The organism is Shewanella sp. N2AIL, assembly GCF_022690845.1.
GTDB classification, from domain to species: Bacteria; Pseudomonadota; Gammaproteobacteria; order Enterobacterales; family Shewanellaceae; genus Shewanella; species Shewanella baltica.
This window is the reverse complement of sequence record NZ_JALBYT010000012.1, coordinates 42,212-64,411: the sequence shown is the minus strand read 5'-3', so window position 1 is coordinate 64,411 and position 22,200 is coordinate 42,212. Positions and strand designations below refer to the sequence as shown.

At 47.3% G+C, this 22,200-nt stretch carries 15 protein-coding genes; 6 read left to right on the top strand and 9 right to left on the bottom strand.

The genetic code is table 11. The features are described 5' to 3' along the window. The first annotated feature begins 104 nt into the window (after positions 1–104). The 6 genes from MO387_RS09275 to MO387_RS09250 all read left to right on the top strand — a co-directional run bounded on the left by MO387_RS09275 (position 105) and on the right by MO387_RS09250 (position 10,483). Entirely contained in the window at positions 105–821 is a 717-nt protein-coding gene (locus MO387_RS09275) for a methyltransferase (RefSeq protein ID WP_107948968.1), read from the top strand. Between the two features lie 236 nt (positions 822–1,057). Further along, on the top strand, positions 1,058–2,317 hold the full coding sequence (gene srmB, locus MO387_RS09270) for an ATP-dependent RNA helicase SrmB (protein ID WP_006080348.1): 1,260 nt from the start codon (positions 1,058–1,060) through the stop codon (positions 2,315–2,317). Positions 2,318–2,680: 363 nt separating this feature from the next. Next, positions 2,681–3,892 (top strand): efflux RND transporter periplasmic adaptor subunit, encoded by a 1,212-nt coding sequence (locus tag MO387_RS09265; protein ID WP_107948970.1) that lies wholly within the window; start codon positions 2,681–2,683, stop codon positions 3,890–3,892. After that, positions 3,892–7,083: an efflux RND transporter permease subunit gene (locus MO387_RS09260; RefSeq protein ID WP_107948972.1), complete on the top strand. Its 3,192-nt coding sequence runs from the start codon at positions 3,892–3,894 to the stop codon at positions 7,081–7,083. The genes MO387_RS09265 and MO387_RS09260 overlap by 1 nt, the downstream gene beginning before the upstream one ends. A gap of 264 nt (positions 7,084–7,347) precedes the next feature. Next, positions 7,348–8,055 carry a TatD family nuclease-associated radical SAM protein gene (locus tag MO387_RS09255; RefSeq protein WP_107948974.1) on the top strand — a complete coding sequence of 236 codons (708 nt, stop codon included), beginning with the start codon at positions 7,348–7,350 and terminating at the stop codon, positions 8,053–8,055. A 190-nt stretch (positions 8,056–8,245) separates the two neighbouring features. Beyond that, positions 8,246–10,483, top strand: coding sequence for a PAS domain-containing protein (locus MO387_RS09250; protein WP_107948976.1), 2,238 nt, complete (start codon positions 8,246–8,248; stop codon positions 10,481–10,483). Here MO387_RS09250 and MO387_RS09245 read toward each other — a convergent pair. The 9 genes from MO387_RS09245 to tkt all read right to left on the bottom strand — a co-directional run bounded on the left by MO387_RS09245 (position 10,464) and on the right by tkt (position 21,820). Further along, the gene (locus MO387_RS09245) at positions 10,464–11,867 is read right to left on the bottom strand and encodes a hypothetical protein (RefSeq protein WP_107950312.1); all 1,404 of its coding nucleotides are present in this window, start codon (positions 11,865–11,867) and stop codon (positions 10,464–10,466) included. The genes MO387_RS09250 and MO387_RS09245 overlap by 20 nt on opposite strands. Positions 11,868–11,960: 93 nt before the next feature. Continuing rightward, positions 11,961–12,515, bottom strand: coding sequence for a hypothetical protein (locus MO387_RS09240; protein ID WP_107948978.1), 555 nt, complete (start codon positions 12,513–12,515; stop codon positions 11,961–11,963). Further along, positions 12,508–13,257: a helix-turn-helix domain-containing protein gene (locus tag MO387_RS09235; RefSeq protein WP_107948980.1), complete on the bottom strand. Its 750-nt coding sequence runs from the start codon at positions 13,255–13,257 to the stop codon at positions 12,508–12,510. Before MO387_RS09235 ends, MO387_RS09240 begins: the two co-directional genes overlap by 8 nt. Positions 13,258–13,406: 149 nt before the next feature. After that, on the bottom strand, positions 13,407–14,876 hold the full coding sequence (nhaD, locus tag MO387_RS09230) for a sodium:proton antiporter NhaD (protein WP_107948982.1): 1,470 nt from the start codon (positions 14,874–14,876) through the stop codon (positions 13,407–13,409). A 242-nt stretch (positions 14,877–15,118) separates the two neighbouring features. Continuing rightward, positions 15,119–15,856, bottom strand: a complete 738-nt coding sequence (locus tag MO387_RS09225) for a DUF481 domain-containing protein (protein WP_012090103.1) — start codon at positions 15,854–15,856, stop codon at positions 15,119–15,121. A 205-nt stretch (positions 15,857–16,061) separates the two neighbouring features. Continuing rightward, on the bottom strand, positions 16,062–17,129 hold the full coding sequence (fba, locus tag MO387_RS09220) for a class II fructose-bisphosphate aldolase (RefSeq protein WP_006084020.1): 1,068 nt from the start codon (positions 17,127–17,129) through the stop codon (positions 16,062–16,064). Positions 17,130–17,379: 250 nt separating this feature from the next. Further along, on the bottom strand, positions 17,380–18,555 hold the full coding sequence (locus MO387_RS09215; RefSeq protein ID WP_107948984.1) for a phosphoglycerate kinase: 1,176 nt from the start codon (positions 18,553–18,555) through the stop codon (positions 17,380–17,382). A 137-nt stretch (positions 18,556–18,692) separates the two neighbouring features. After that, positions 18,693–19,709, bottom strand: coding sequence for an erythrose-4-phosphate dehydrogenase (gene epd / locus MO387_RS09210; RefSeq protein WP_107948986.1), 1,017 nt, complete (start codon positions 19,707–19,709; stop codon positions 18,693–18,695). 116 nt (positions 19,710–19,825) lie between these two features. After that, entirely contained in the window at positions 19,826–21,820 is a 1,995-nt protein-coding gene (gene tkt / locus MO387_RS09205; protein WP_006080334.1) for a transketolase, read from the bottom strand. Between the last annotated feature and the right edge of the window lie 380 nt (positions 21,821–22,200).

The following is a 22,200-nucleotide window of genomic DNA, read 5'->3' as shown; positions in this document are numbered from 1 at the left end:
CACCTTCTGTTTAAAAGCATTGGCTAAAAACGAGGGCTAGAATTAGAATACTGCCCGCCCAATATTGGGCCTAACCACCTTAGAACGGCAAAAATTAACTCTCCATGGCATTCACTTTTAAACAATTTCATATCGATGATATGAATTGCGGCATGGCCGTAGGCACAGACAGTGTCGTCCTAGGCGCGTGGGCTCAACTGACAGCAGCAAAAACCGTTTTAGATATTGGTGCTGGCAGCGGCTTACTCAGTTTAATGGCAGCGCAGCGCAGCCAATCACACATTACCAGTGTGGAGTTAGACACAAGTGCAGCCGAGGCTTGCCAGCATAACTTCCACAATAGTCCGTGGACGAATCGACTCACCTTAGTCAACAGCAGCATCCAAGAATTTTGCCAACAGATTGAGTATCAAGAGTATTTTGATCACATCATTTGTAATCCGCCCTATTTTGAGCAAGGCACACAAGCGATACAATCCCAGCGCGCTATGGCCCGTCACACAGATAGCTTAAGTTTTACCGCGCTACTCGATGCCATTCATGTGTGCCTAGCACCGCAAGGAAACGCAAGCCTCATATTACCAATGCAAAGCATGGCGCGTTTCAATGAGATTTTAGCACACTCACAGCTCAGTCTGATTGAAATAACTAACCTTATTAGCATCGTAGGGAAAAGCGCGAATAGAGTACTCTGCGTACTTGCACACAAGACTCACCCTCAAATTGCCCCTAAGATCAGTGATATCACTATTCGAGAACTTTCAGGCCAATACACCCAAACCATGGTGCAATTGATCCGAGATTTTTACCTTAAATACTGATATCGAGCCCAGCCCTGACACGTAAAGTAAAGGTCGCTAAGTTTGGCAAAGGTAACGAAGGGGCCAATTCCCCCCAAATTAAATGCTAATACATTGAGTTTAAAGTAATTAAATTATGCCTATTACCATAAAACTTTACCGGCTAAGAAGATAAACACCGTAGATCTAGATAAGTTATTTAAGTTAACCGCTATAACCTTTATAATGCCTCGCTATTATCCGTCGAGACGCTGCGCATGCAATTTGAAGATTTCCAGCTTGACCCTAGCTTATTAGAGTCGCTTAATGCCATGGGGCATCATTCACCCACCACTATTCAGCAAGAAACTATCCCTTATGCCCTAGAGCAAAGAGATATTCTCGCGCGCGCCCCGACAGGAACAGGTAAAACAGCGAGCTTTTTACTGCCATCGTTGCAACATTTAATCGACTTCCCCCGCCGTTTCGCTGGGCAAGCACGTATCCTGATCCTCACGCCAACCCGTGAGTTAGCCAGCCAAATCCACCGTTATGCGTGTCACTTAGCCACAGGCCAAGGTTTAGACATAGCGATCGTGACCGGTGGTGTGCCTTACGGACCACAAGAAGAAGCCTTAGCGGGCAACGTCGATATTCTGGTCGCGACCCCTGGCCGCCTGATGGAATATTTAGACAAAGGCAATTTCAACGCCCAAGAAGTCGATATCTTAATTATCGACGAAGCAGACCGCATGCTAGACATGGGCTTCTCTTCTGTGGTGCAAGCGATTGCTATCGAAGCCCAAGGCCGCAAACAGAACATGCTATTCTCTGCCACCTTAGAAGGCGGCGGTGTACAACGTTTTGCCCGTGAAGTATTGAACGATCCGATTGAAATCGATGTTGAAGCACCTCGCAGTGAAAAAGCCAAGATCCACCAATGGATCCACTTAGCCGATGATAAAGAGCATAAATTTGCCCTGTTATGTCATCTGCTGCGCCAAGAAGATGTGAAACGGACTATCGTGTTCGTAAAAACCCGCGACATCGTTTCTAGCTTAGAAGGCCAGTTACTTAAAGTCGGTATTGCCTGCGCTTTCATGCGTGGCGATATGGAACAGAAAAAACGTTTCCAAGCTTTGAGCCGCTTTACCAAAGGTGAAGTGAACGTCTTGCTGGCAACCGATGTGGCTGCACGCGGTATCGATATCGACGATATCACCCATGTGATCAACTTCGACATGCCACGCTCTGCCGATACCTATATTCACCGTATCGGTCGTACTGGCCGCGCTGGCGCCAAAGGTACTGCGATTTCGTTGGCCGAAGCCCACGATATGCGTATCGTCGGTAAAATCGAGCGTTATATCGAGCAACCGTTGAAACGCCGCGTGATCGAAGAGCTGCGTCCTAAGAACAAAGAAGCGCGGACACCGGGTAAGAAAAAAGCCAAAGTGAAAGCGAAAGAAGCAGCGAAGAAAACCAGTAAGAAAGAAGCGGCAAAGAAAGCGAGTAAAATCGCCCGCAAGAAGAAGTAACCTCTGCTTGAAATCACCCAACTAAAGCCGCTATATGCGGCTTTTTTATTACCTAAATTTAACTCAATGCAATAAATCAACTGGCGAGTAAAAGCTAATCACAAAATATAGAACATGAAATACGGCCCATTTAGATCTACAAACTCACAAATGTATTCATTCTTATTTCAATATATTCCAATCACCTAAGTGAACCTTTCATCATTTACCTGCTCTAATTTTCGCCAAAACATCGGTACCTAGTGAGCACATGTGTCAAAACATCACTTTTAGACACATTTAATTTACAAAAATAAATTTATTGGCGCGGCCGACTCTGCTACTTTAACCCCATTACGCGATTAGCATGGATGTAACAATAATATGATGAAGACTCTACTGAGGAGAACATCTCCTTTATTAATTTTGCTGCTATTTGGCTTAGGCGCAAAAATATTAATGCAAACCAAGGAAGCGCCAGAACAAAAACCTGAAGAGATGCCCATTCCTATCGTTGATGTGACGCAAGTGACTCAGCAAACGGTATCGCTAAACTTACCTTCCTACGGTGTGGTTAACCCAAAATATAAAACCCAACTGGTGACCGAAGTTCAAGGCAGAATGCTAACTATTTCCCCTAATTTTGTGGCGGGCGGCATAGTTAAGAAAGGTGAACAACTCGCGCAAATCGAGCCCTCAGATTACGAGGCGGATTTAATGCAAGCCGAAGCGACACTGGCCCAAGCCACCGCTGCACTGAACGAAGAAATTGCCCGCGGTGAAGTCGCTAAAATCGAATTCAAAGGCTACGACAAAGGTTTACCCCCAGAGTTAGGTCTGCGTATTCCACAGCTTAAAAAAGAGCAAGCCAACGTTAAATATGCGCAAGCAGCACTGGCACGTGCCCAACGTAACCTTGAGCGCACGGTTATCCGCGCGCCGTTCGATGGCATAATCAAAGCGCGCAATGTCGATTTAGGTCAGTATGTTAGCTTAGGTACAAATCTAGGAGAACTCTACGACACTAGTGTTGCTGAAATCCGCTTACCGATTTCCAATGACGATCTAGCCTATCTAGAGTCGGTCGATAATCCCGATACTCAAGTGACGCTGAGCGCCTCTTTGGCGGGTAAAGAAAATACTTGGGATGGCAATATTATCCGCAGCGAAGGCGTGATCGATGCTGAAAATCGCATGGTGTATTTAGTCGCTGAAATCAAAGACCCTTACCTGCGCGCCAATAAAGTTGCTGGCAGCTTACCGCTTAAATATGGCAGCTTCGTCAATGCGGTCATCAAAGGTCGCACCGTCGATGGCATAGTTAAACTACCCCGCCATGTGGTTCGTAACGATCACGTCGCCTTAGTTAACGACAAAAATATTGTTGAAATGCGCCATGTGAATATCGTTCGTAGCGATCTCGACAATGTGTATATCAAGGACAGTCTAAAAACGGGCGAGCGCGTCGCCACCACTCACTTCAACAGCATGGCAAACGGTCAACTGGTCAAGGTCTTAGGTGAAGCGGCATTGCCGACTGAGACGCCAAAAGAAGACACGCCTGAGTCGAGTCTTGCGGCCACTGGGGTGAAATAATGGACACTCAAAAAGGGATCTTAGCCTGGTTCGCCCGCAACAGTGTGGCCGCGAACCTGTTAATGTGGGCATTACTCGTCGGCGGTTTGTTCAGCACTGTCTTGATCAATAAAGAGGTTTTTCCTTCTTTCGAACTCAATTTACTGAATATTTCCGTCGCCTATCCGGGCGCGGCGCCACAGGAAATCGAAGAAGGCATCAACATCAAGATTGAAGAAGCCATCCAAGATATCAACGGTATCAAGAAGGTCACGTCAGTGGCGAGCGAAGGGGTAGGCTCGATTACGGTTGAAGTCGAAGACGGTTACGAAGTGCAAACCGTGCTCGATGAAGCCAAACTGAGATTAGATGCGATTTCGACCTTCCCAGTGAACATCGAAAAACCCAATATCTATCAGATTAAACCTGAAAATAACGTCATTTGGGTGTCTGTCTATGGCGATATGACACTGCACGATATGAAGGAGTTGGCTAAGTCGGTGCGTGACGATTTAACCCAACTGCCAGCCGTGACCCGTGCCAAGGTGACTGGGGTGCGCGATTATGAAATCGCCATCGAAGTATCAGAAGATAAACTACGCGAATACGGCCTAACATTTACACAGGTCGCGTTAGCGGTGCAAAACTCTTCCTTTGACTTACCCGGCGGTTCGATTCGCGCCCAAGATGGCGACATCCTGCTGCGCACCAAAGGCCAAGCCTACACGGGTGATGACTTTGCGAATATCGTCGTCACCACTCGCCCCGACGGTAGCCGGGTGATGTTACCGCAAGTGGCAACCATCAAAGATGACTTTGAAGAAAGGTTAGAATATACCCGCTTTAACGGTAAACCGGCCGCGATTATCGAAGTCACCAGTGTTGATGATCAAAATGCCTTAGACATTGCCGCTCAAGTGAAACAATACGTCGAGGATCGCCGCGCGACACTTCCTGCCAACGCGCAACTCGATACTTGGGGTGATATGACTCACTACCTCAAGGGCCGCTTAAACATGATGATGTCGAACATGTTTTACGGTGCCTTGTTGGTATTTATCATCTTAGCCTTGTTCCTCGATCTTAAGTTGGCATTTTGGGTCATGATGGGTCTGCCGGTATGCTTCCTCGGCACTATGCTGATCATGCCGCTCGAACCTTTCTCAATGACGATCAACATGTTGACCCTGTTCGCCTTTATCTTGGTGCTCGGGATAGTGGTGGACGATGCGATTGTCATCGGCGAGAGCGCCTACACAGAAGTCGAACGCCACGGTCACTCGGTTGAAAACGTGATCCGCGGCGCGCAAAAAGTGGCGATGCCCGCGACCTTCGGGGTATTAACCACGATTGCGGCCTTTATTCCCATGTTAATGGTTTCTGGCCCTATGGGGATTATTTGGAAATCCATCGGCATGGTGGTCATCCTCTGTTTGGCCTTTTCCTTGGTCGAATCTAAGTTCATTCTGCCAGCGCATTTAGCACACATGAAGTTTAAAAAGCCCGGTGCGCCAAGGGGATTCTTTGGTCGCCTTAAAGCCAACTTTAACGACAGAGTGCAGCACTTTATTCACCACAGTTATCGTAATTTCCTCGAGCGCTGTATCAAGCAAAGATACAACGTGGTCGCGGCTTTTATCGGTGTGTTGGTCCTGTCGATTGCCTTAGTCGCCAGTGGTAAAGTGCGTTGGGTATTCTTCCCAGATATTCCATCGGACTTTATCCAAGTTCAGTTGGAAATGGACGAAGGCAGCTCGGAAGATAACACTTTGAAAGTGGTGCAGAGCATAGAAGAAGCCCTGTACAAGATGAATGACAAAATGGAGCAAGATAACGGCTATCAAGTGGTGAAACACAGCTTTATCAATATGAGCTCCCGCACCTCTGCCTTTATTTTTGCCGAACTGACGAAAGGTGAAGACCGCGAAGTCGATGGTGTGACGATTGCTGCCGCATGGCGTGAACAATTGCCCGAGCTTCTATCGGTCAAAAAACTCAGCTTTAACGCGAGCACTAACGATGCCGGTGGCGATATTTCCTTCAGGTTGACCTCAAGTGATCTCGATGAACTGTCCGCGGCCTCTAAAGAGTTGAAGCAAATACTCGCCAGCTACGAAGGCGTGTACGATATTGCCGACAACTTTTCCTCGGGCAGCCATGAGATTCGACTAAAGATACGTCCAGAAGCGGAAGCCCTTGGCCTGACCCTTTCCGATTTAGCTCGCCAAGTGCGTTACGGTTTCTATGGTTATGAAGCCCAACGTATTTTACGTAATAAAGAAGAAATCAAGGTGATGGTGCGCTACCCATTAGAGCAACGCCGCACTGTAGGTTATCTGGAAAACATGCTGATCCGCACGCCAACGGGCACCTCGGTTCCCTTCTCGACTGTGGCACAAATTGAGAAAGGGGAATCCTACGCCTCAATTACCCGTGTTGACGGTAAGCGAGCGATCACGATTACGGCAAATGCCAACAAAAACATAGTCGAACCTTCAAAAGTGGTACAGGAAATCCAAAAGGATTACCTGCCGCAATTACAGGCCAAGTATCCTAAAATCCAAACCGCGTTAGATGGCGGCAGTTTAGATGAACAGAATGCTATGGTCGGTTTACTGCAAGGTTTCTTCTTTGCGCTGTTTACCATTTATGCCCTGATGGCAATCCCGCTAAAATCCTACAGCCAGCCGTTAATCATCATGTCGGTAATCCCCTTCGGGATCATTGGTGCCCTGTTTGGTCACTTGATTCAGGGACTCGCGATGAGCGTGTTAAGTCTGTGCGGCATAGTGGCGCTTGCGGGTGTGGTGGTGAACGACTCTTTGATTTTGGTCGACTTTGTTAACCGTGCACGGGAGCAAGGCCAATCGGTTAGACAGGCGGCAGTGGATTCGGGCTGTTATCGTTTTAGGGCGATTATCTTAACGTCACTCACTACCTTTGTCGGCTTAGTGCCTATTATTCTCGAGCGCAGTTTGCAGGCGCAAATTGTGATCCCTATGGCGACGTCCCTCGCCTTCGGTATCCTGTTCTCGACCGTAGTGACGCTGATCTTAGTGCCGCTGCTGTACATTATACTCGACGATGTTAGCCGCTCTAGCAGCCGCTTCTTCAACTGGTGGTGGCAGCCTAAAAAAACCAATGATGAGGACGTTAAGCATCCGGATTTTGAGCAAGCTGTCACGACTGACTATAAGAAAGACTATCTATAGGCTGATAACGACAGACCGTTAGCGACAGGCAGTTAGCAATAGGCCATTAGCGATAGGCAGTTAATCAATGTCTTAGACCTTAAAAAGAGAGCTTAGGCTCTCTTTTTTATTGCCTCAGTTCATTCAATTCCACCCCAACACCTCAGTCACTATGCTGTGAGTAAATTTGCGCTTTCAAGTTGCGATCTAGCTGACAGTTATGCCATCGGGCTTTCGCTACACTGTGCTCAAGTCGTCAGTTATCGTTAGAATGAAGCCATCATTATGTCTGAGCATCTGCATAAGCAACACCTTGATAATCTGCAAGTTGTCACCACTGAAACCTTAGAAAATGGCCACATCACAGATGAAGTTTGCACGAATGAAACCTGTGCGACCGAAACGCTAGTTTATGATATTCGCCGCAGCCGATACCTCAATATCACTGGTCGCTGCACCCTGCGCTGTGCTTTCTGCCCGAAACATAATGGCAGTAAACAAATCCACGAATACCAGCTTGCCCTGTGCCACCAACCTAAGCCCGAGGAAATTATCCCCCTGCTTGGTGAGGTTAAAGACTTTGAAGAATACGTGTTTTGCGGTTATGGCGAGCCAACCTTAAATCTTCCCACCCTGCTGACGGTGGCAAAAGAGATCAAACTCAGGGGCGGACGAGTACGGATTAATACCGATGGCTTAGGTAATCTGGTCCATAGACGCAATATTCTGCCGGAACTTACCGAGTGTGTAGATAGCTTATCGATTTCACTCAATGCAGATAACGAAGCCGCCTACATAGCACATTGTCGCCCTAAGCTCGCGGGCTCCTACGCCGCCGTACATTCCTTTATTGCCTTGGCGCCACACTATATTGAAACGGTGCAAGTCTCTGCCATCGAAGGATTAGCGGGCGTCGATATTGATATTTGCCGTGAACAAGTGGAGTCCTACGGCTGTGAATTTAAGCATCGTGTATTAGGCGCTTTAGGCTAAACACCATTCCAATTCGGCCAAAATAGACTGAAGCACTGAGCCGCAATAACTCGCCATTGAGCGAATGAGTAGAGATGTAAACCTGTCTTAACTTTACTAAGGAAATCTTGCTTAGTAACTTGGCACTGTCGTAACAATTCTTTCGTGTTAACATAGCGAAATTAACAGATCACCCACTCATAATCGGTTCATGCTGAAGAATAACCCAAGCACGTATCCCCTAGCGCCGCTGCTCTCTTTAACTCAAGGGATCCATTGGTCGCATCAACGCTTATTAGCCGTTGCAAGCCAGCTCTCTATGCTGGTGATTGGCATGATCATTTTAACCAATTTAATCATTACCTTGGGTGAGCGACGTCTACAGGAAGAATGGGCGACGCAGAGATACAGTGAACTGCAAACCATAGGCACACTGATCACTGATAAAGTGTCTTTTCAGCAATTTCGCACCCAAATTTTCGCCAATGGTGAACTGCTAAAGCAGTACTTAAGCAATCCGACCACCAAGCAACAACTCAAATTACAGGAAAGCTGGCAGGATCTGGTGAAGCATATTCCTGAGCTGCTCAGCATTGCGCTATACGATCCCCAAGGCAATTATAAGTTCTCTACCCCTTCTAATTTCAGCAAAGATGCCTTACCGCCGACCTTACTTGGCGCGAGTCGTAACATGGGCGGCAAAGAGGTTTACACTTCGCCACTGGAGTTTGTCCCGATTGAAGGCATGCTAGAACCCTATATGTATCAAATGGCTTGGCTCGAAAAGCCCGATCAAAGTTCTATGGGTTATCTGGTGACGTACAACTCTATGGTGCAAATGCTCGAAGCCATAAAACCGGCTTTTTCGAGTAACAAATCGCCTATGTTAGTGCTCGACACGCAGGGATTACTCTATGCTGGCGCGAGCGCTCTCGCCCCGTTAAGTAATATGCCTGAAACCTTAGGGGCAAGTTTAAGACAAACTTATCCCGCCCTGTGGCGTGATATGTCCATGAGTAATTTTGGCCAGTTCCACGGTGAAGAAGCCACTTTTGTTTACCTTAAGATCGAACTGACTGCCCAGCCAGAAACCCGCAGAGAATACTTTTTACTCTCCTATGTGCGTAACGCCGACATAGCCGCACGTTTTTCCCAGTGGCAAAACATTGTCATAGTGGCATCGCTAATCTTAACCGTACTCGCCGCTTGGGTTGTGCTGCTCAGCCACATGTATCGCTTACAACAGCGTTCACGCCAATACAGTATCGATGTCGCCAATGGCTTATTTAACAGTGACATTGGCTTTATGATGGTCAACGAAAACGCCAGGGTGATCAGCGCCAACACTAAGGCGGCAGAAGCGACCTTAGTGCCACTCGATGAACTCACAGACCGTAATCTACAACGCACCTTGTGCCTCGATGATAAAACCTATGCCGAGCTGATGGAGCAAGTGCATAAAACCGGTCAATGGTCTGGTGAAATCAGCCTAGAAAGTATCAACGGCCCCACACTGCGAGTGCATATCCGCCAAGCACCAAGGGCGAGCCGAGGTTCACCACATCTATTGATCACCCTTGAAGACATCAGTGAATTAGTCAGTAGTAAAGAACAAGCATTTCTCAGTGAGCTTTTATGCGATAGCACAGTGGCGACAGCGCTGACTGATGCCAACGGTAAACTGATTAAAATCAACCCAGTATTTGATGCGCTAATGCAACTCAATGGCGATTTAAATCAAGATTTAGCCTCGCTGCTCGCCAACGATTTAGGTAATCAATGGCAAAGAATTAGTGCTCAAATAGCCATGCAAGGTCAGTGGCAAGGGCAAATTCTGTGCTCACCTAAACAGGCGCACTCCAATTGTTTACAGGCGACCTTAAAGGGCCATGTGGCCGCCGATGGTGAGATTGATTATATCGTCTGTACCTTAGAGCAAGCCGCCGAACGCGGCCGAGGCACAGAGAAACGCAGCCTTGTGCCCCATCGCAGCACGATTCTGCTGAGCTTAGTTGATTTAGAGCGTTACTTTAACTCGCTGCCGCCGCCAAGCCGCCTGAGTTCAAGCTTACTGCTAATGGATATCAATCCCGAAGTTATGCTGAGCCACATGAGTGACATAGACCAACTGGCGAACCGTCAGCAAGAAGTTGAGGTTCGATTACTGCTTGAAATCCCAGCTAATTATCAGATTTTACATTGGCAATTAGGCAAACTACTGGTGATGCTACCCGATACAGATGCCACCCAAGCGCATAACTTTGCCCTCAATATGATGGAAAAGCTCAACAGCAATGGCTTAGGTGAAGGGATCAGTATCGGGATTGCGGGTTATCAAGAAGGCCAGACACTTGAGCAGTATCTGAATAATGCCGAAGTCGCCCTAAAACGGGCGAAACAGAATAACGATCAAAATATCGGTCAGGCCTTTACTCGTCATCAATCGTAGATTCGGGCATGTTGACCGAATCGGGCAATTGGCTCTGGGTAATCTCAATAATGGCCGAACGGTTCATGGTGATTTTGTAGCGAATATACTGCGGGGCTTCGCGGCCATCGCGTAGCACTAAAATCAAGTTGACTTGATAACGCCGCTCAACCGATTCATGGCTGATTTTACCTTCAACTTCCTTATAAATCTTCGCCTTACCCCGCTCTAAGTAGCGGGCAAAGGGCACTAAACTAAAGTTCACTTGCTCTTGAATGGTGGAGTATCCCGCTTGGAACTCACTCTGATTCACCTTAGTGGCAATTTTATAGTGCAGGATTTCCGCATCGACCTTATTTTGGCTATGCCTGTGCTTTAAAATTTCGCTGACTTTATCGGGCAGATCTTGCTGGCGCATAAACTCAAGCCATACCAACTGCTTAGCAATCACCGCCTGACTGGTGGTATCGCGCAAAATCCGGCTCCAACGTGGCCTGCCCCGCTGAATAAAACGCCACATGGCATTACGCACGTCATCCTTAAAGATTTCCCTGAAGCCGTAAATCACCGCCAAGGTCAGCACTAAGGCAATGGTAAAGCCGCTGAAGGCGCCCTGCGCTTGAATAATCAACGCCGACACTACCAACATCACTAACGCCGTCGCCAGTCCCGTCGTGAATTTTTTAAGGCCAATCCCTAAGGGTTTTAACTCTTCTTTGAGTACCACACCTTGTTGGATTAAACGTCGTAACAACAACATCTTGTTTGAGATGCGGTTAGGATCTTGCTTAGTTTGCGCCGAGTTGTAGTTATGCTCATCCCGATAGGCACACTCATTGCGACACAGTGTTAGCACCCGTTCTTGGATATCGTTGAAATCACTGGTTCGTGTGGCATGGGCGAGCACTTTTAGTAACTGCTGCTCGCAGAACCAAGACAGGTAGTTGTCGGCATTTTCGAAGTAGGATTTCCATTTAGGATCGCCCGGTTCGTTACGGCGAAACTTTTTCAGCAACTGGCCAACTTGTTCGCGTAATTCGTCGAGGGCAAAATAGAAATGGGTTACATCTGTGATTTGATTGAGTTCTTTAACATCGTTTTCGACTGCAACGGCAAACTGATAGGCGAACAGATTCAAGTACAATCTGAATTCTTCAACGGTGCGGCGATTTAAACTGGCAAAGCGGCCCTGTACCAAAGGTAAGTGCAAGCCTTCTGAATAGTAAGAACGACGGCCGACAATCGCGCTGTAGTAGTACTCTTCTTCATTGAGCGTGTGCGAGCCTATGCCCATTTCCTTTGGTAAAAAGAAATAGAGATCAAGCTGACGATTATCGCCCTTTTCCATCTGATGGCTGAACTTAATCGACAGGGATTCTTCTTGCTTTACACGTATCTTAGACACAACACCCTTTTCATGAGCCCTCACAGAGACTCATCGCAGTAGACATAAATCAATGAGCACTAATCTTAACTGAAATAAACTCAAATTCACTGATTAAATTCGACTATTTACGATTCGGCATCCACAAATCGTATTGCTGGGTTGGAATAACACCACGGCATAATCCTTAGTGTCATCCATATCTAACACTTCAATACTGAAATTACTCACCCCAGAATCGCGAAACGGTAAGCTGCTGATGTTAGAAAGGTATTTCATATGTTCTGGCCAATTTTTTTGCTTTTCCATTTCCGATTCAGTTTTCGTCTCCACTGCAACCCTATAAGTCATGCTATTGGCCTCAATGCTGTCGACCTTGCCACGCATCGAAATATGGCCCGCACTGGTGCCATCAAAATTAAAGTAACGGTAGTTAATTTGCGCTTTGTCGGCGGCAATCAATACGTCCACAAGCAGGTAAAATTTATTGTCACTGCCAGCACTGGCGCTGATACTGGGATTCGCACTCGAGTGGCGATCAAACAATTCTGAGCTGCAACTCAACATCATGGTCCTGCTCGTTGCCGACTGTTTATAAATCACCCCGCAAGCCGCAATCAAGGCCGACAAAATAACAATATTGATGGTCCACTTGAGCCATTTAGCCACAGATATCCACCTCGCGCAGCCAGGCAGAGTCGATGAATGCTTTGGGGCGAGAAAAATCGCTGATGCTAATATTGCGGAGCACTGACTGGTCGAATTTTTCACCGCGAAACGTCATATTAAGCACCTGTTTGTCATGGGATAAAGACGCATAAACATCCGCCCAATCGCTCTTGCCACAGGCAATGAGGCCCGCGCTTAAGCGCTCGCCCATTTCGAACAGTAAGGTGTTACTCGCACTGGAGTCGGCATATAAGTTCAAGCGCACTTGCTGACCAGAGGCTAACGACAGTATCGACGTCATCAAGGCTTGGGTCGGCTTGCTGTGATCTGTATGTTTCAGATAAAACACCGAAAACGCCAACATCACCCCGAATAACACTAAGGCACTCCACAAAGGCACAGTGTGTAGTCTGAGGTAATTGACGCCTCGATATTCGCTGCCGTTTGATGGCCGCAATAAATAACCTTGACCTTTAACGGTTTCGATCAAACCCTCGTGCTGAGGGCCTAGAAAGGAGCGGAGCGTGGATATAGCGCGGGACACAGAGGCATCGGTTAATGGCGAACCTTGTCCATCCCCCGTTTTTAGCATGTGCTTTGAAACTAACTGACCTTGGTTTTCAAGCAATAACGTGAGCACTTGTAACTCGGCCTGAGAAAGATGCCAAGATTCATCGCGAGACAAGTCAATTAGCATGCCTCGTTCTCGATCAAACCTGCAGTCTCCCAATTGCATACACATTAACTCAACTCCATAAAAACACGGAGTTAAGTCTATGCAAGCCAACCAATGATTAATGTGATCTTGCTAACCCAAGCCAGCAAATAGTTAATTTTCGTGAGACAAGCCGCAAGCCTGTCTCGATAAACGACAATCAAGCTAACGCAGTGTTAGAACATCGCGGCGTTTAACCACATGTGCACTAAAATGCTAGCCACATAACCTAAAGCTATCACAGGCGTCCACCGTAGATGCGCCCCAAAGGTGTAAATGCCGCGTGCTTGCCCCATTAGAGCAACCCCTGCCGCACTCCCAATCGAGAGCAAACTGCCGCCCACACCCGCTGTCAGGGTAACCAATAACCACTGTCCCAAAGCCATATCGGGATTCATGGTCAATACCGCAAACATCACAGGAATATTATCAATCACAGACGAAAGTAAACCCACGGCAACGTTGGCATAGGTGACATCCCAATGTGAGTACATGGCCTCAGACACTAAGCTCAAATATCCCATAAAACCTAGGCCGCCGACGCATAACACTACGCCATAAAAGAACAGTAAAGTATCCCACTCGGCACGGGAAATGCGGCTGAACACATCAAATGGCACCACACTACCAAGTTGCTGCAGGCGTAATTTGTCTTGTCTTAATTCCGCCTTTTCACGTTCGCGGGCAACGGAACGATTGAAGGTTTTGCGCAGGTAAAAACCAAAGAATTGCAGGAAGCCTAATCCCGTCATCATGCCCAATACAGGCGGCATACCTAAGAAGGAATGGGCACACACTGCCGTAGCAATAGTGAGTAAAAACAGCCCCACAATGCGTTTAGCTCCGGGCTTAGTGTACACATGCTCTTTTTCAGGCTCAGGCACAAAATGTGGGATGAACACACTCATAATGGCGGCAGGTAAGACAAAGTTAACGAGGGCGGGAATGAACAGATTAAAGAAATCGCCAAAGTGCACTAGGCCCTTTTGCCATACCATTAAGGTCGTGATGTCACCAAAGGGGCTAAACGCGCCACCCGCGTTGGCGGCTACGACAATGTTGATACAGGCAAGGGTAATAAACTTGCGTTGCCCAGCCCCAACCTTCATCACCACAGCGCACATCAGTAAAGCAGTGGTTAAGTTATCGGCCACAGGCGAAATGAAAAACGCCATAAAGCCCGTTAACCAAAACACAGTTCGCAGGCTAAAACCACGACCCACCAGCCAGCCGCGGATCGCATCGAACAGATTACGTTCTTCCATGGCATTGATATAGGTCATCGCCACCAGCAAGAAGAGCAGTAGCTCGGCGTATTCGAGCAAATTTTGCTTGAATGCCGCTTCCGACACTTCGGACATGCCGTTTTGCATATAGACAAAACCTATCATGCCCCAGATGATCCCTGCCGCAACCAGCACAGGTTTCGACTTGCGTAAATGTAATGTCTCCTCAGCCATCACAAGTACATAAGCCAGCACAAACACACAGACAGCGACATAACCCACACTCGCGGCGGTTAAATTAAGCCGTTCTGCCCCCTCCGTCATAGCCCATGCTGCAGGTGAGAATCCGCTCAATATTGCAACGCAGAATAGACTCCACAACGCCATTCCACTGTCTTTAAACAACCGCTGTAATTTCATTAAAGTTCATCTCTACGTAGGAAATTAGTCGAAAATTACCATAGCTTCGGCATAGCAAATGTTGATAAAACGCAACTTTCTATGCATTACCCTATAACCAAAGGCATTTAAAAGATTAATTTTTGTATAACTACAGATGTTACTAATAAAGAAAAGCTTAACGTATATTCAACTTAGTCCAAAAACAGCCAATAAAAAAGCACCTCGAAGGTGCTTTTTTGTTTTAAATCAGTGTCACAGCATTAGAAAGCATATAACAAGGTCATATTGGTTTCGGTATCTGTGCTTTTCTTATCATCCAGCGGCTCGCTGTTGTAACGCACAATAATGGCAAACTTCATCGCCAATGCGCCGATAATATTTGCCGTTAATGAGGTTTCAGAACGGGCATCTAACTTGTCACCGTAATCGGCAACGAAACGCTGTTGGAATTTAGAGGTCTCAGTGATTTCAGTTTCGAAGTTGATCACGCCGTGGGCTACAACGCTGTCGTTGGTGTCATAACCTTCGATAAGCGCTTGCTCAGTATCGAGACGTTGATAGATATAACCGGGACCCACTTCAACATCTAAAAAGGTCTTGCTGGTGTCATACAGTCTATGACCATAACCCGCTGCGCCAGATAGGGTGTAGTCATAACCGGTAAACGGGTCGACTTCATAACTGGCATTCGCAAACAGGTAGCTACGGTCTGTCATCTTGTAGTTACCCTGTGCGCCTGCTAAATAGCGTTTCGCGGTGACAGAACCGGTATCTTCTTTGTATAAACCTTCTAGTAAGTACTGATTTTCCCAATCGCCAAGCTCATGCTTAAGATTTAAACGTCCCTTAAATGATGAGGTTTCAGTGTTACCTGTGGTTAAGGTGGCACCTAACTCAGCTTCACCAGCGAATGTCTTGTCGCCTTTTACAAAATCGGCCCCTGCTGTCGCCATAAAAGGTGCAGTCATTAATAGTGCTGCGGTCAGTACTTTTTTCATGTTTAATCGTTCCTGTTCCGTTAAATCCAATCCCTATAAATATCTGTTCGTCCCAGCGAAGCTGAATAAGCACATATTAATATGGGTTAGTTTTTTCCCCTGAAAATCTGCGCAATATTAGCATTTGCGCTTAAAAAATGAAAACGACCACTATTTCAGCCATAAAAAAACCCGCATCAGCGGGTTTTTGTCTTAACGATAACGCTTACATGTTGATCTTAGGATCTAAGGCACCAGACTGATACGCTTTATACATTGCTTGTAAAGACAATGGTTTAATCTTAGATGCTTGACCAGCACAACCGAAAGCTTCGTAGCGAACAGTACAGATGTCTGCCATGGCTTCCATTGACGCTTTCAAGAATTTACGAGGGTCAAATTCACTTGGGTGTTCCGCTAAGAACTTACGTACCGCACCTGTTGATGCTAAACGTAAGTCAGTATCGATATTCACCTTACGCACACCGTGCTTGATACCTTCAACGATTTCTTCTAATGGCACGCCGTAGGTTTCTGGGATCTGACCACCGTATTGGTTGATGATCTGTAACCATTCTTGTGGCACTGAAGATGAACCGTGCATCACTAAGTGAGTATTAGGAATACGCGCATGGATTTCTTTGATGCGGTCGATACGCAGTACATCGCCCGTAGGTTTACGGCTGAACTTGTAAGCACCGTGGCTAGTACCGATAGCGATGGCTAATGCATCAACATGAGTATCGGCAACGAAACGCGCCGCTTCATCAGGAGTAGTCAGCATTTGATCCATGCTTAATGTACCCACTGCACCAATACCGTCTTCTTCGCCTGCTTGGCCAGTTTCTAAACTGCCTAAACAGCCGATTTCGCCTTCAACTGACACACCACACGCATGGGCAAATGCCACTGTGCGACGAGTGACATCGACGTTGTAGTCATAAGATGCAGGGGTTTTGCCGTCAGCCATCAAAGAGCCATCCATCATCACAGATGACATACCTAATTGGATAGAACGCTGACAGATATCAGGATCGGTACCGTGGTCTTGGTGAATACACACAGGAATATCTGGGTACTGCTCAAGAGCCGCTGCCATCAAATATTTTAAGAACTGTGGGCGAGCATATTTACGCGCGCCAGCAGAAGCTTGCACAATAACAGGACTGTCTGTTGCTTCAGCGGCCTGCATGATGGCACGCATCTGCTCTAAGTTGTTAACGTTGAACGCAGGCACACCGTATCCATGTTCTGCCGCGTGGTCGAGTAGTTGTCGTAGGGAAATTAACGCCATTTTTTAACTCCAATAATAGGGTGACTGTCACATTCTGCAACGCTTGGTCACCGAGGTCACTATCGTTTGGATGGATTTTTATACCCGTATTCAGATAGATACCTTAAACAAGCACCTAAAATCAGTACCTGAAAAAATATCTAAAATAAACACGGGCGGTTTTTTATAATTCTTTTATTTATTATCAAGCTTTGATGATATCAGAGCTCATCGCGGCGTCTTATGCGCCGCGTATTTTAAAACTTGATGATTAAGCGCCGCGCTTTTCTAACATAGCCACAGCCGGTAACTCTTTACCTTCGAGGAACTCGAGGAAAGCGCCGCCGCCAGTCGAAATGTAAGACACTTTATCGGCAATACCGTACTTATCAACCGCAGCCAAAGTGTCACCACCGCCTGCGATAGAGAAGGCTTTTGAATCGGCAATCGCTTGGGCGATACGCTTAGTACCTTCACCAAATTGGTCGAATTCGAACACGCCCACAGGGCCGTTCCACACGATAGTGCCAGCAGATTCGATGATTTTAGCCAGAGCTTCAGCGCTATCAGGGCCAATATCAAAAATCATTTCGCTATCAGCGACTTCGCTAACCGATTTTAAGGTTGCCGCAGCCGTTGGGCTAAACTCGCCTGCCACGACTACATCTGTCGGCACTGGAATATCGGCGCCACGACTCTTAGCATTGGCCACTAAACGTTTAGCTTCGTCGATCAAATCCGCTTCATACAGTGATTTACCGACATTGTAGCCCGCCGCCGCGATGAAAGTATTGGCAATACCGCCACCAACCACTAGCTGATCAACGATACCTGAAAGGCTTTCTAGCACAGTCAGCTTAGTTGACACTTTAGAGCCACCGACAATCGCCACCATAGGACGCGCAGGATTATCTAACGCTTTGCCTAAGGCATCTAATTCTTGCGCCAGTAATGGACCGGCACAGGCGATGGGGGCAAACATGCCAACGCCGTGGGTCGATGCTTGGGCGCGATGTGCAGTACCAAAAGCGTCCATAACATAGACATCACACAGCGCGGCCATTTTTTGCGACAGCGCTTCGTTGTTCTTGCCTTCGCCCACGTTGAAACGCACGTTTTCGAATACCACTACTTCACCGACGGCAACGTCGACGCCGTCTAAATAATCCGTCGCTAAACGTACAGGGCACGACAAGGCTTTAGCCAAGTAGTCAACCACAGGTTGCATAGAATATTCGGGATTGTATTCACCTTCGGTCGGGCGACCTAAGTGCGACATAACCATCACAGCGGCGCCTTTAGCAAGGGCCAACTCGATAGTCGGTAGAGAGGCGCGCAGACGTGCATCACTGGTGACGACGCCGTTGCTAACAGGCACATTGAGATCTTCACGAATAAGCACGCGCTTACCTTGTAGCTCCAAATCTGACATATTGATAATTGCCATAGTAACGCTTCCTTTTATAATCAAAAAACAAACTGGTTTCACACATGGCCGGTATCAGTTTACTGCCGCTAGGCGCTCGACATCCCGTCGAATTGGCATATAACTGAGTGACCCACCGGTGAATAATCTACTTTTTATCAGCCTCGCTTGGCTGCGATCATCGCCAAACTCGTATCTAACATACGGTTGGCAAAACCCCACTCGTTATCGCACCACAACAACAGCTTCACCAACTGACCGGCGCTGACACGGGTCTGGGTACCGTCAACAATACTGGAGCGCGGATCATGGTTGAAATCACATGAAACCAAGGGCTCATCAGTATAACCCAAAATGCCGTTAAATCGCCCATTGGCGGCCGACTCCAGCACCTGGTTTACAGTGGCAATATCGACGGTTTTCTCAAGCGTCACAGACAAATCGATCGCCGTCACGTTGATGGTGGGCACGCGCACCGAAATCGCTTCAAACTTATCTTTCATGTGCGGCAAAATCCGCTCAATACCGCGGGCAAGCTTAGTGTCTACAGGGATAATCGATTGGCCGGCGGCGCGGGTACGACGCAAATCATCATGATAAGCATCAATCACTTGCTGATCGTTCATCGCCGAATGGATAGTGGTAATGGCACCGCTTTTAACGCCGAAATGGCGGTCGAGCACGTCGATCACAGGTACGATACAGTTAGTCGTACAAGAAGCGTTGGAAACGACTGTGTGTTTGGCGCGGAGTAAATCGTGGTTCACCCCATAGACAATCGTGCCATCGACATCGGCTGAGGATGGATGGCTTATCAGCACTTGTTTAGCACCAGCATGAATATGGGCTTCGCAGCTTTGACGATCGAGTAATACACCTGTGGCCTCATAGACAATGTCTATGTCCATTTCATGCCAAGGGAGTTTTTTGGGATCGGGCTCGTGGAGAATTTTTATCGCATCGTCGCCAATCAGCATGTGATCATCGACGAGTTTCACTTTGTGCGCAAACCGACCGTGGGTGGTGTCGTACTGGGTCAGATGAATAATGGCTTCAGGTTTAGCTAATTCATTAATCGCGACAATCTGCATTTGCTGCCGTTTTCCAGACTCGTACAAAGCACGAAGAATAGAGCGGCCGATACGGCCATAACCATTGATAGCGACTCGGATCATTGAGGTCTCAATTTCCTCTAAATACAAAAACGGCCTGCAAAAGATTGCAGGCCGCATTATACAGATTAACACTTAAAAAGTTTAACCTTTTGTATTGAATCTAATCCCTTGAGCGATTAGCCCAATGATTTTGCTGCATTCAGCACATTTTCAACGGTGAAACCGAAGTGATTCAATAGCACGTTACCCGGCGCTGACTCACCAAAAGTGGTCATGCCAACAACAGTGCCTTCAAAACCGACGTACTTGTACCAGAAATCGGTATGCGCCGCTTCGATAGCCACACGTTTAGTCACAGCGCGTGGTAATACCGATTCTTTATACGCTGCATCTTGCTTATCGAACTCAGTTGTCGATGGCATAGAAACTACGCGAACTTGTTTACCTTGTTCGGTTAATGCAGCTGCTGAATCCATCGCCAATTGTACTTCGCTACCGGTTGCGATCAGGATCAGTTCTGGTGTACCCGCACAGTCTTGCAGTACATAAGCACCTTTAGCCACGTTGGCTAATTGCTCAGCGGTACGCGCTTGGGCTTTGAGGTTTTGACGGCTGAAAATCAGTGACGTTGGCGCATTGCGACGTTGAATCGCAGCTTTCCAAGAAACCGCCGTTTCTGCCGCATCACATGGGCGCCATACAGCCATATTTGGCGTCATACGTAGGTTAGCTAATTGCTCAACTGGCTGATGCGTTGGACCATCTTCACCTTGACCGATAGAGTCATGGGTATAAACGAAGATGTTTTGAATGCCCATCAGCGCCGACATGCGGACTGCGTTACGGGCGTATTCCATGAACATCATGAAAGTTGCGCCGTAGTTGATGAAACCACCATGTAACGAAGCACCGTTCATAATGCCGCTCATGCCGAATTCACGCACGCCGTAGTAAATGTAGTTACCAGCTGGATCGTCTTGAATACCTTTAGAACCTGACCACAGTGTCAAGTTAGAACCCGCTAAGTCAGCAGAGCCGCCTAACAGTTCAGGTAACATAGCACCGAAAGCACCGATGGCATTTTGTGAGGCTTTACGGCTCGCAATACCTTCGGCTTTGTCCTGTGATGCTTGCACGAATGCCTGCGCTTTTTCTTCAAAATCAGCAGGTAATTCACCTTTCAGTACACGGCGCTCATATTCAGCAGCCAGTTCTGGGTGAGCAGCGCTATAAGCCGCAAACTTCTCGTTCCATGCCGCTTCACGGGCAGCACCGGCTTCTTTGGCATCCCAACCCGCATAAACGTCAGCAGGGATTTCAAATGGTGCGTATGGCCAGCCAAGGAATTCACGGGCTGCTGCGATTTCCGCATCGCCTAATGGTGCGCCGTGGCAATCGTGGCTGCCAGATTTGTTGGGTGAACCAAAACCGATAATGGTTTTGCAGCAAATCATGGTTGGTTTATCGGTCACCGCTTTCGCCGCTTCGATAGCAGCACGGATTGCCGCGCTATCGTGACCGTCAACACCGGCAATCACATGCCAGCCGTAAGCTTCAAAACGCTTTGGCGTATCATCGGTGAACCAGCCTTCAACATGGCCATCGATAGAAATACCGTTGTCATCCCAAAATGCGACCAGTTTGCCTAGACCTAAAGTACCGGCTAATGAACAGGCTTCGTGGGAAATACCTTCCATCAAACAGCCGTCGCCGACGAAGCAGTAAGTGTAGTGATCAACGATATCGTGACCATCACGGTTAAACTGTGCCGCTAAGGTTTTTTCAGCAATCGCCATACCGACAGCATTGCTGATGCCCGCGCCGAGTGGACCCGTTGTGGTTTCAACACCTGGGGTGTAACCGTATTCTGGGTGACCCGGGGTTTTTGAATGCAATTGACGGAACTGTTTCAGCTCTTCAATTGGTAATTCATAACCTGTCAGGTGAAGTAAAGAGTAGATCAGCATTGAACCGTGACCATTAGAAAGGACGAAACGGTCTCTATCTACCCATTTAGGATTGGTCGGGTTGTGCTTAAGGAAATCATTCCACAGCACTTCAGCAATATCTGCCATACCCATTGGGGCGCCGGGATGGCCTGAATTTGCTTTTTGAACTGCATCCATACTTAACGCACGGATTGCGTTTGCGAGTACTTTACGGGAAGACATGCTCTCTCCTGCTTGTTTGTGGGGTCTAGCGGGCAATTTGGATGCATATTTTCCCCTACATGCCAGTGTGACGCAAACTAAAATTATCATTCACTCAGCAAAAGATGGCCGAATCGTAAACTCGCAGAAACAAGCTAGTCACTTTACTGGTCTTTACTTGAGTGGGCATCGCAAGGATCACTTGTAATGGAGAAATAAATTTCTCAAAAAACGAGTAAACTTAATGCTATGAAATATAAGAAAAATAACCTATTTAAGACTGAGCGCAGTCGTTTTCAGGTCACAATCTGAGAGGATTTTTTCTCACTGGGGGTGATCGGCAATCGGATTTAAACTAAAATAGCCGTCTAGATGTAGATGCTTCTACACGTTTGAATGCT

Excerpts from the sequence above, each read along its gene's own strand:
- MO387_RS09275 (WP_107948968.1), top strand. The coding sequence starts at position 105 with ATGGCATTCACTTTTAAACAATTTCATATCGATGATATGAATTGCGGC.
- srmB (WP_006080348.1), top strand. The coding sequence starts at position 1,058 with ATGCAATTTGAAGATTTCCAGCTTGACCCTAGCTTATTAGAGTCGCTT.
- MO387_RS09265 (WP_107948970.1), top strand. The coding sequence starts at position 2,681 with ATGATGAAGACTCTACTGAGGAGAACATCTCCTTTATTAATTTTGCTG.
- MO387_RS09260 (WP_107948972.1), top strand. The coding sequence starts at position 3,892 with ATGGACACTCAAAAAGGGATCTTAGCCTGGTTCGCCCGCAACAGTGTG.
- MO387_RS09255 (WP_107948974.1), top strand. The coding sequence starts at position 7,348 with ATGTCTGAGCATCTGCATAAGCAACACCTTGATAATCTGCAAGTTGTC.
- MO387_RS09250 (WP_107948976.1), top strand. The coding sequence starts at position 8,246 with ATGCTGAAGAATAACCCAAGCACGTATCCCCTAGCGCCGCTGCTCTCT.
- MO387_RS09235 (WP_107948980.1), bottom strand. The coding sequence starts at position 13,257 with ATGTGTATGCAATTGGGAGACTGCAGGTTTGATCGAGAACGAGGCATG.
- nhaD (WP_107948982.1), bottom strand. The coding sequence starts at position 14,876 with ATGAAATTACAGCGGTTGTTTAAAGACAGTGGAATGGCGTTGTGGAGT.
- MO387_RS09225 (WP_012090103.1), bottom strand. The coding sequence starts at position 15,856 with ATGAAAAAAGTACTGACCGCAGCACTATTAATGACTGCACCTTTTATG.
- fba (WP_006084020.1), bottom strand. The coding sequence starts at position 17,129 with ATGGCGTTAATTTCCCTACGACAACTACTCGACCACGCGGCAGAACAT.
- MO387_RS09215 (WP_107948984.1), bottom strand. The coding sequence starts at position 18,555 with ATGGCAATTATCAATATGTCAGATTTGGAGCTACAAGGTAAGCGCGTG.
- epd (WP_107948986.1), bottom strand. The coding sequence starts at position 19,709 with ATGATCCGAGTCGCTATCAATGGTTATGGCCGTATCGGCCGCTCTATT.
- tkt (WP_006080334.1), bottom strand. The coding sequence starts at position 21,820 with ATGTCTTCCCGTAAAGTACTCGCAAACGCAATCCGTGCGTTAAGTATG.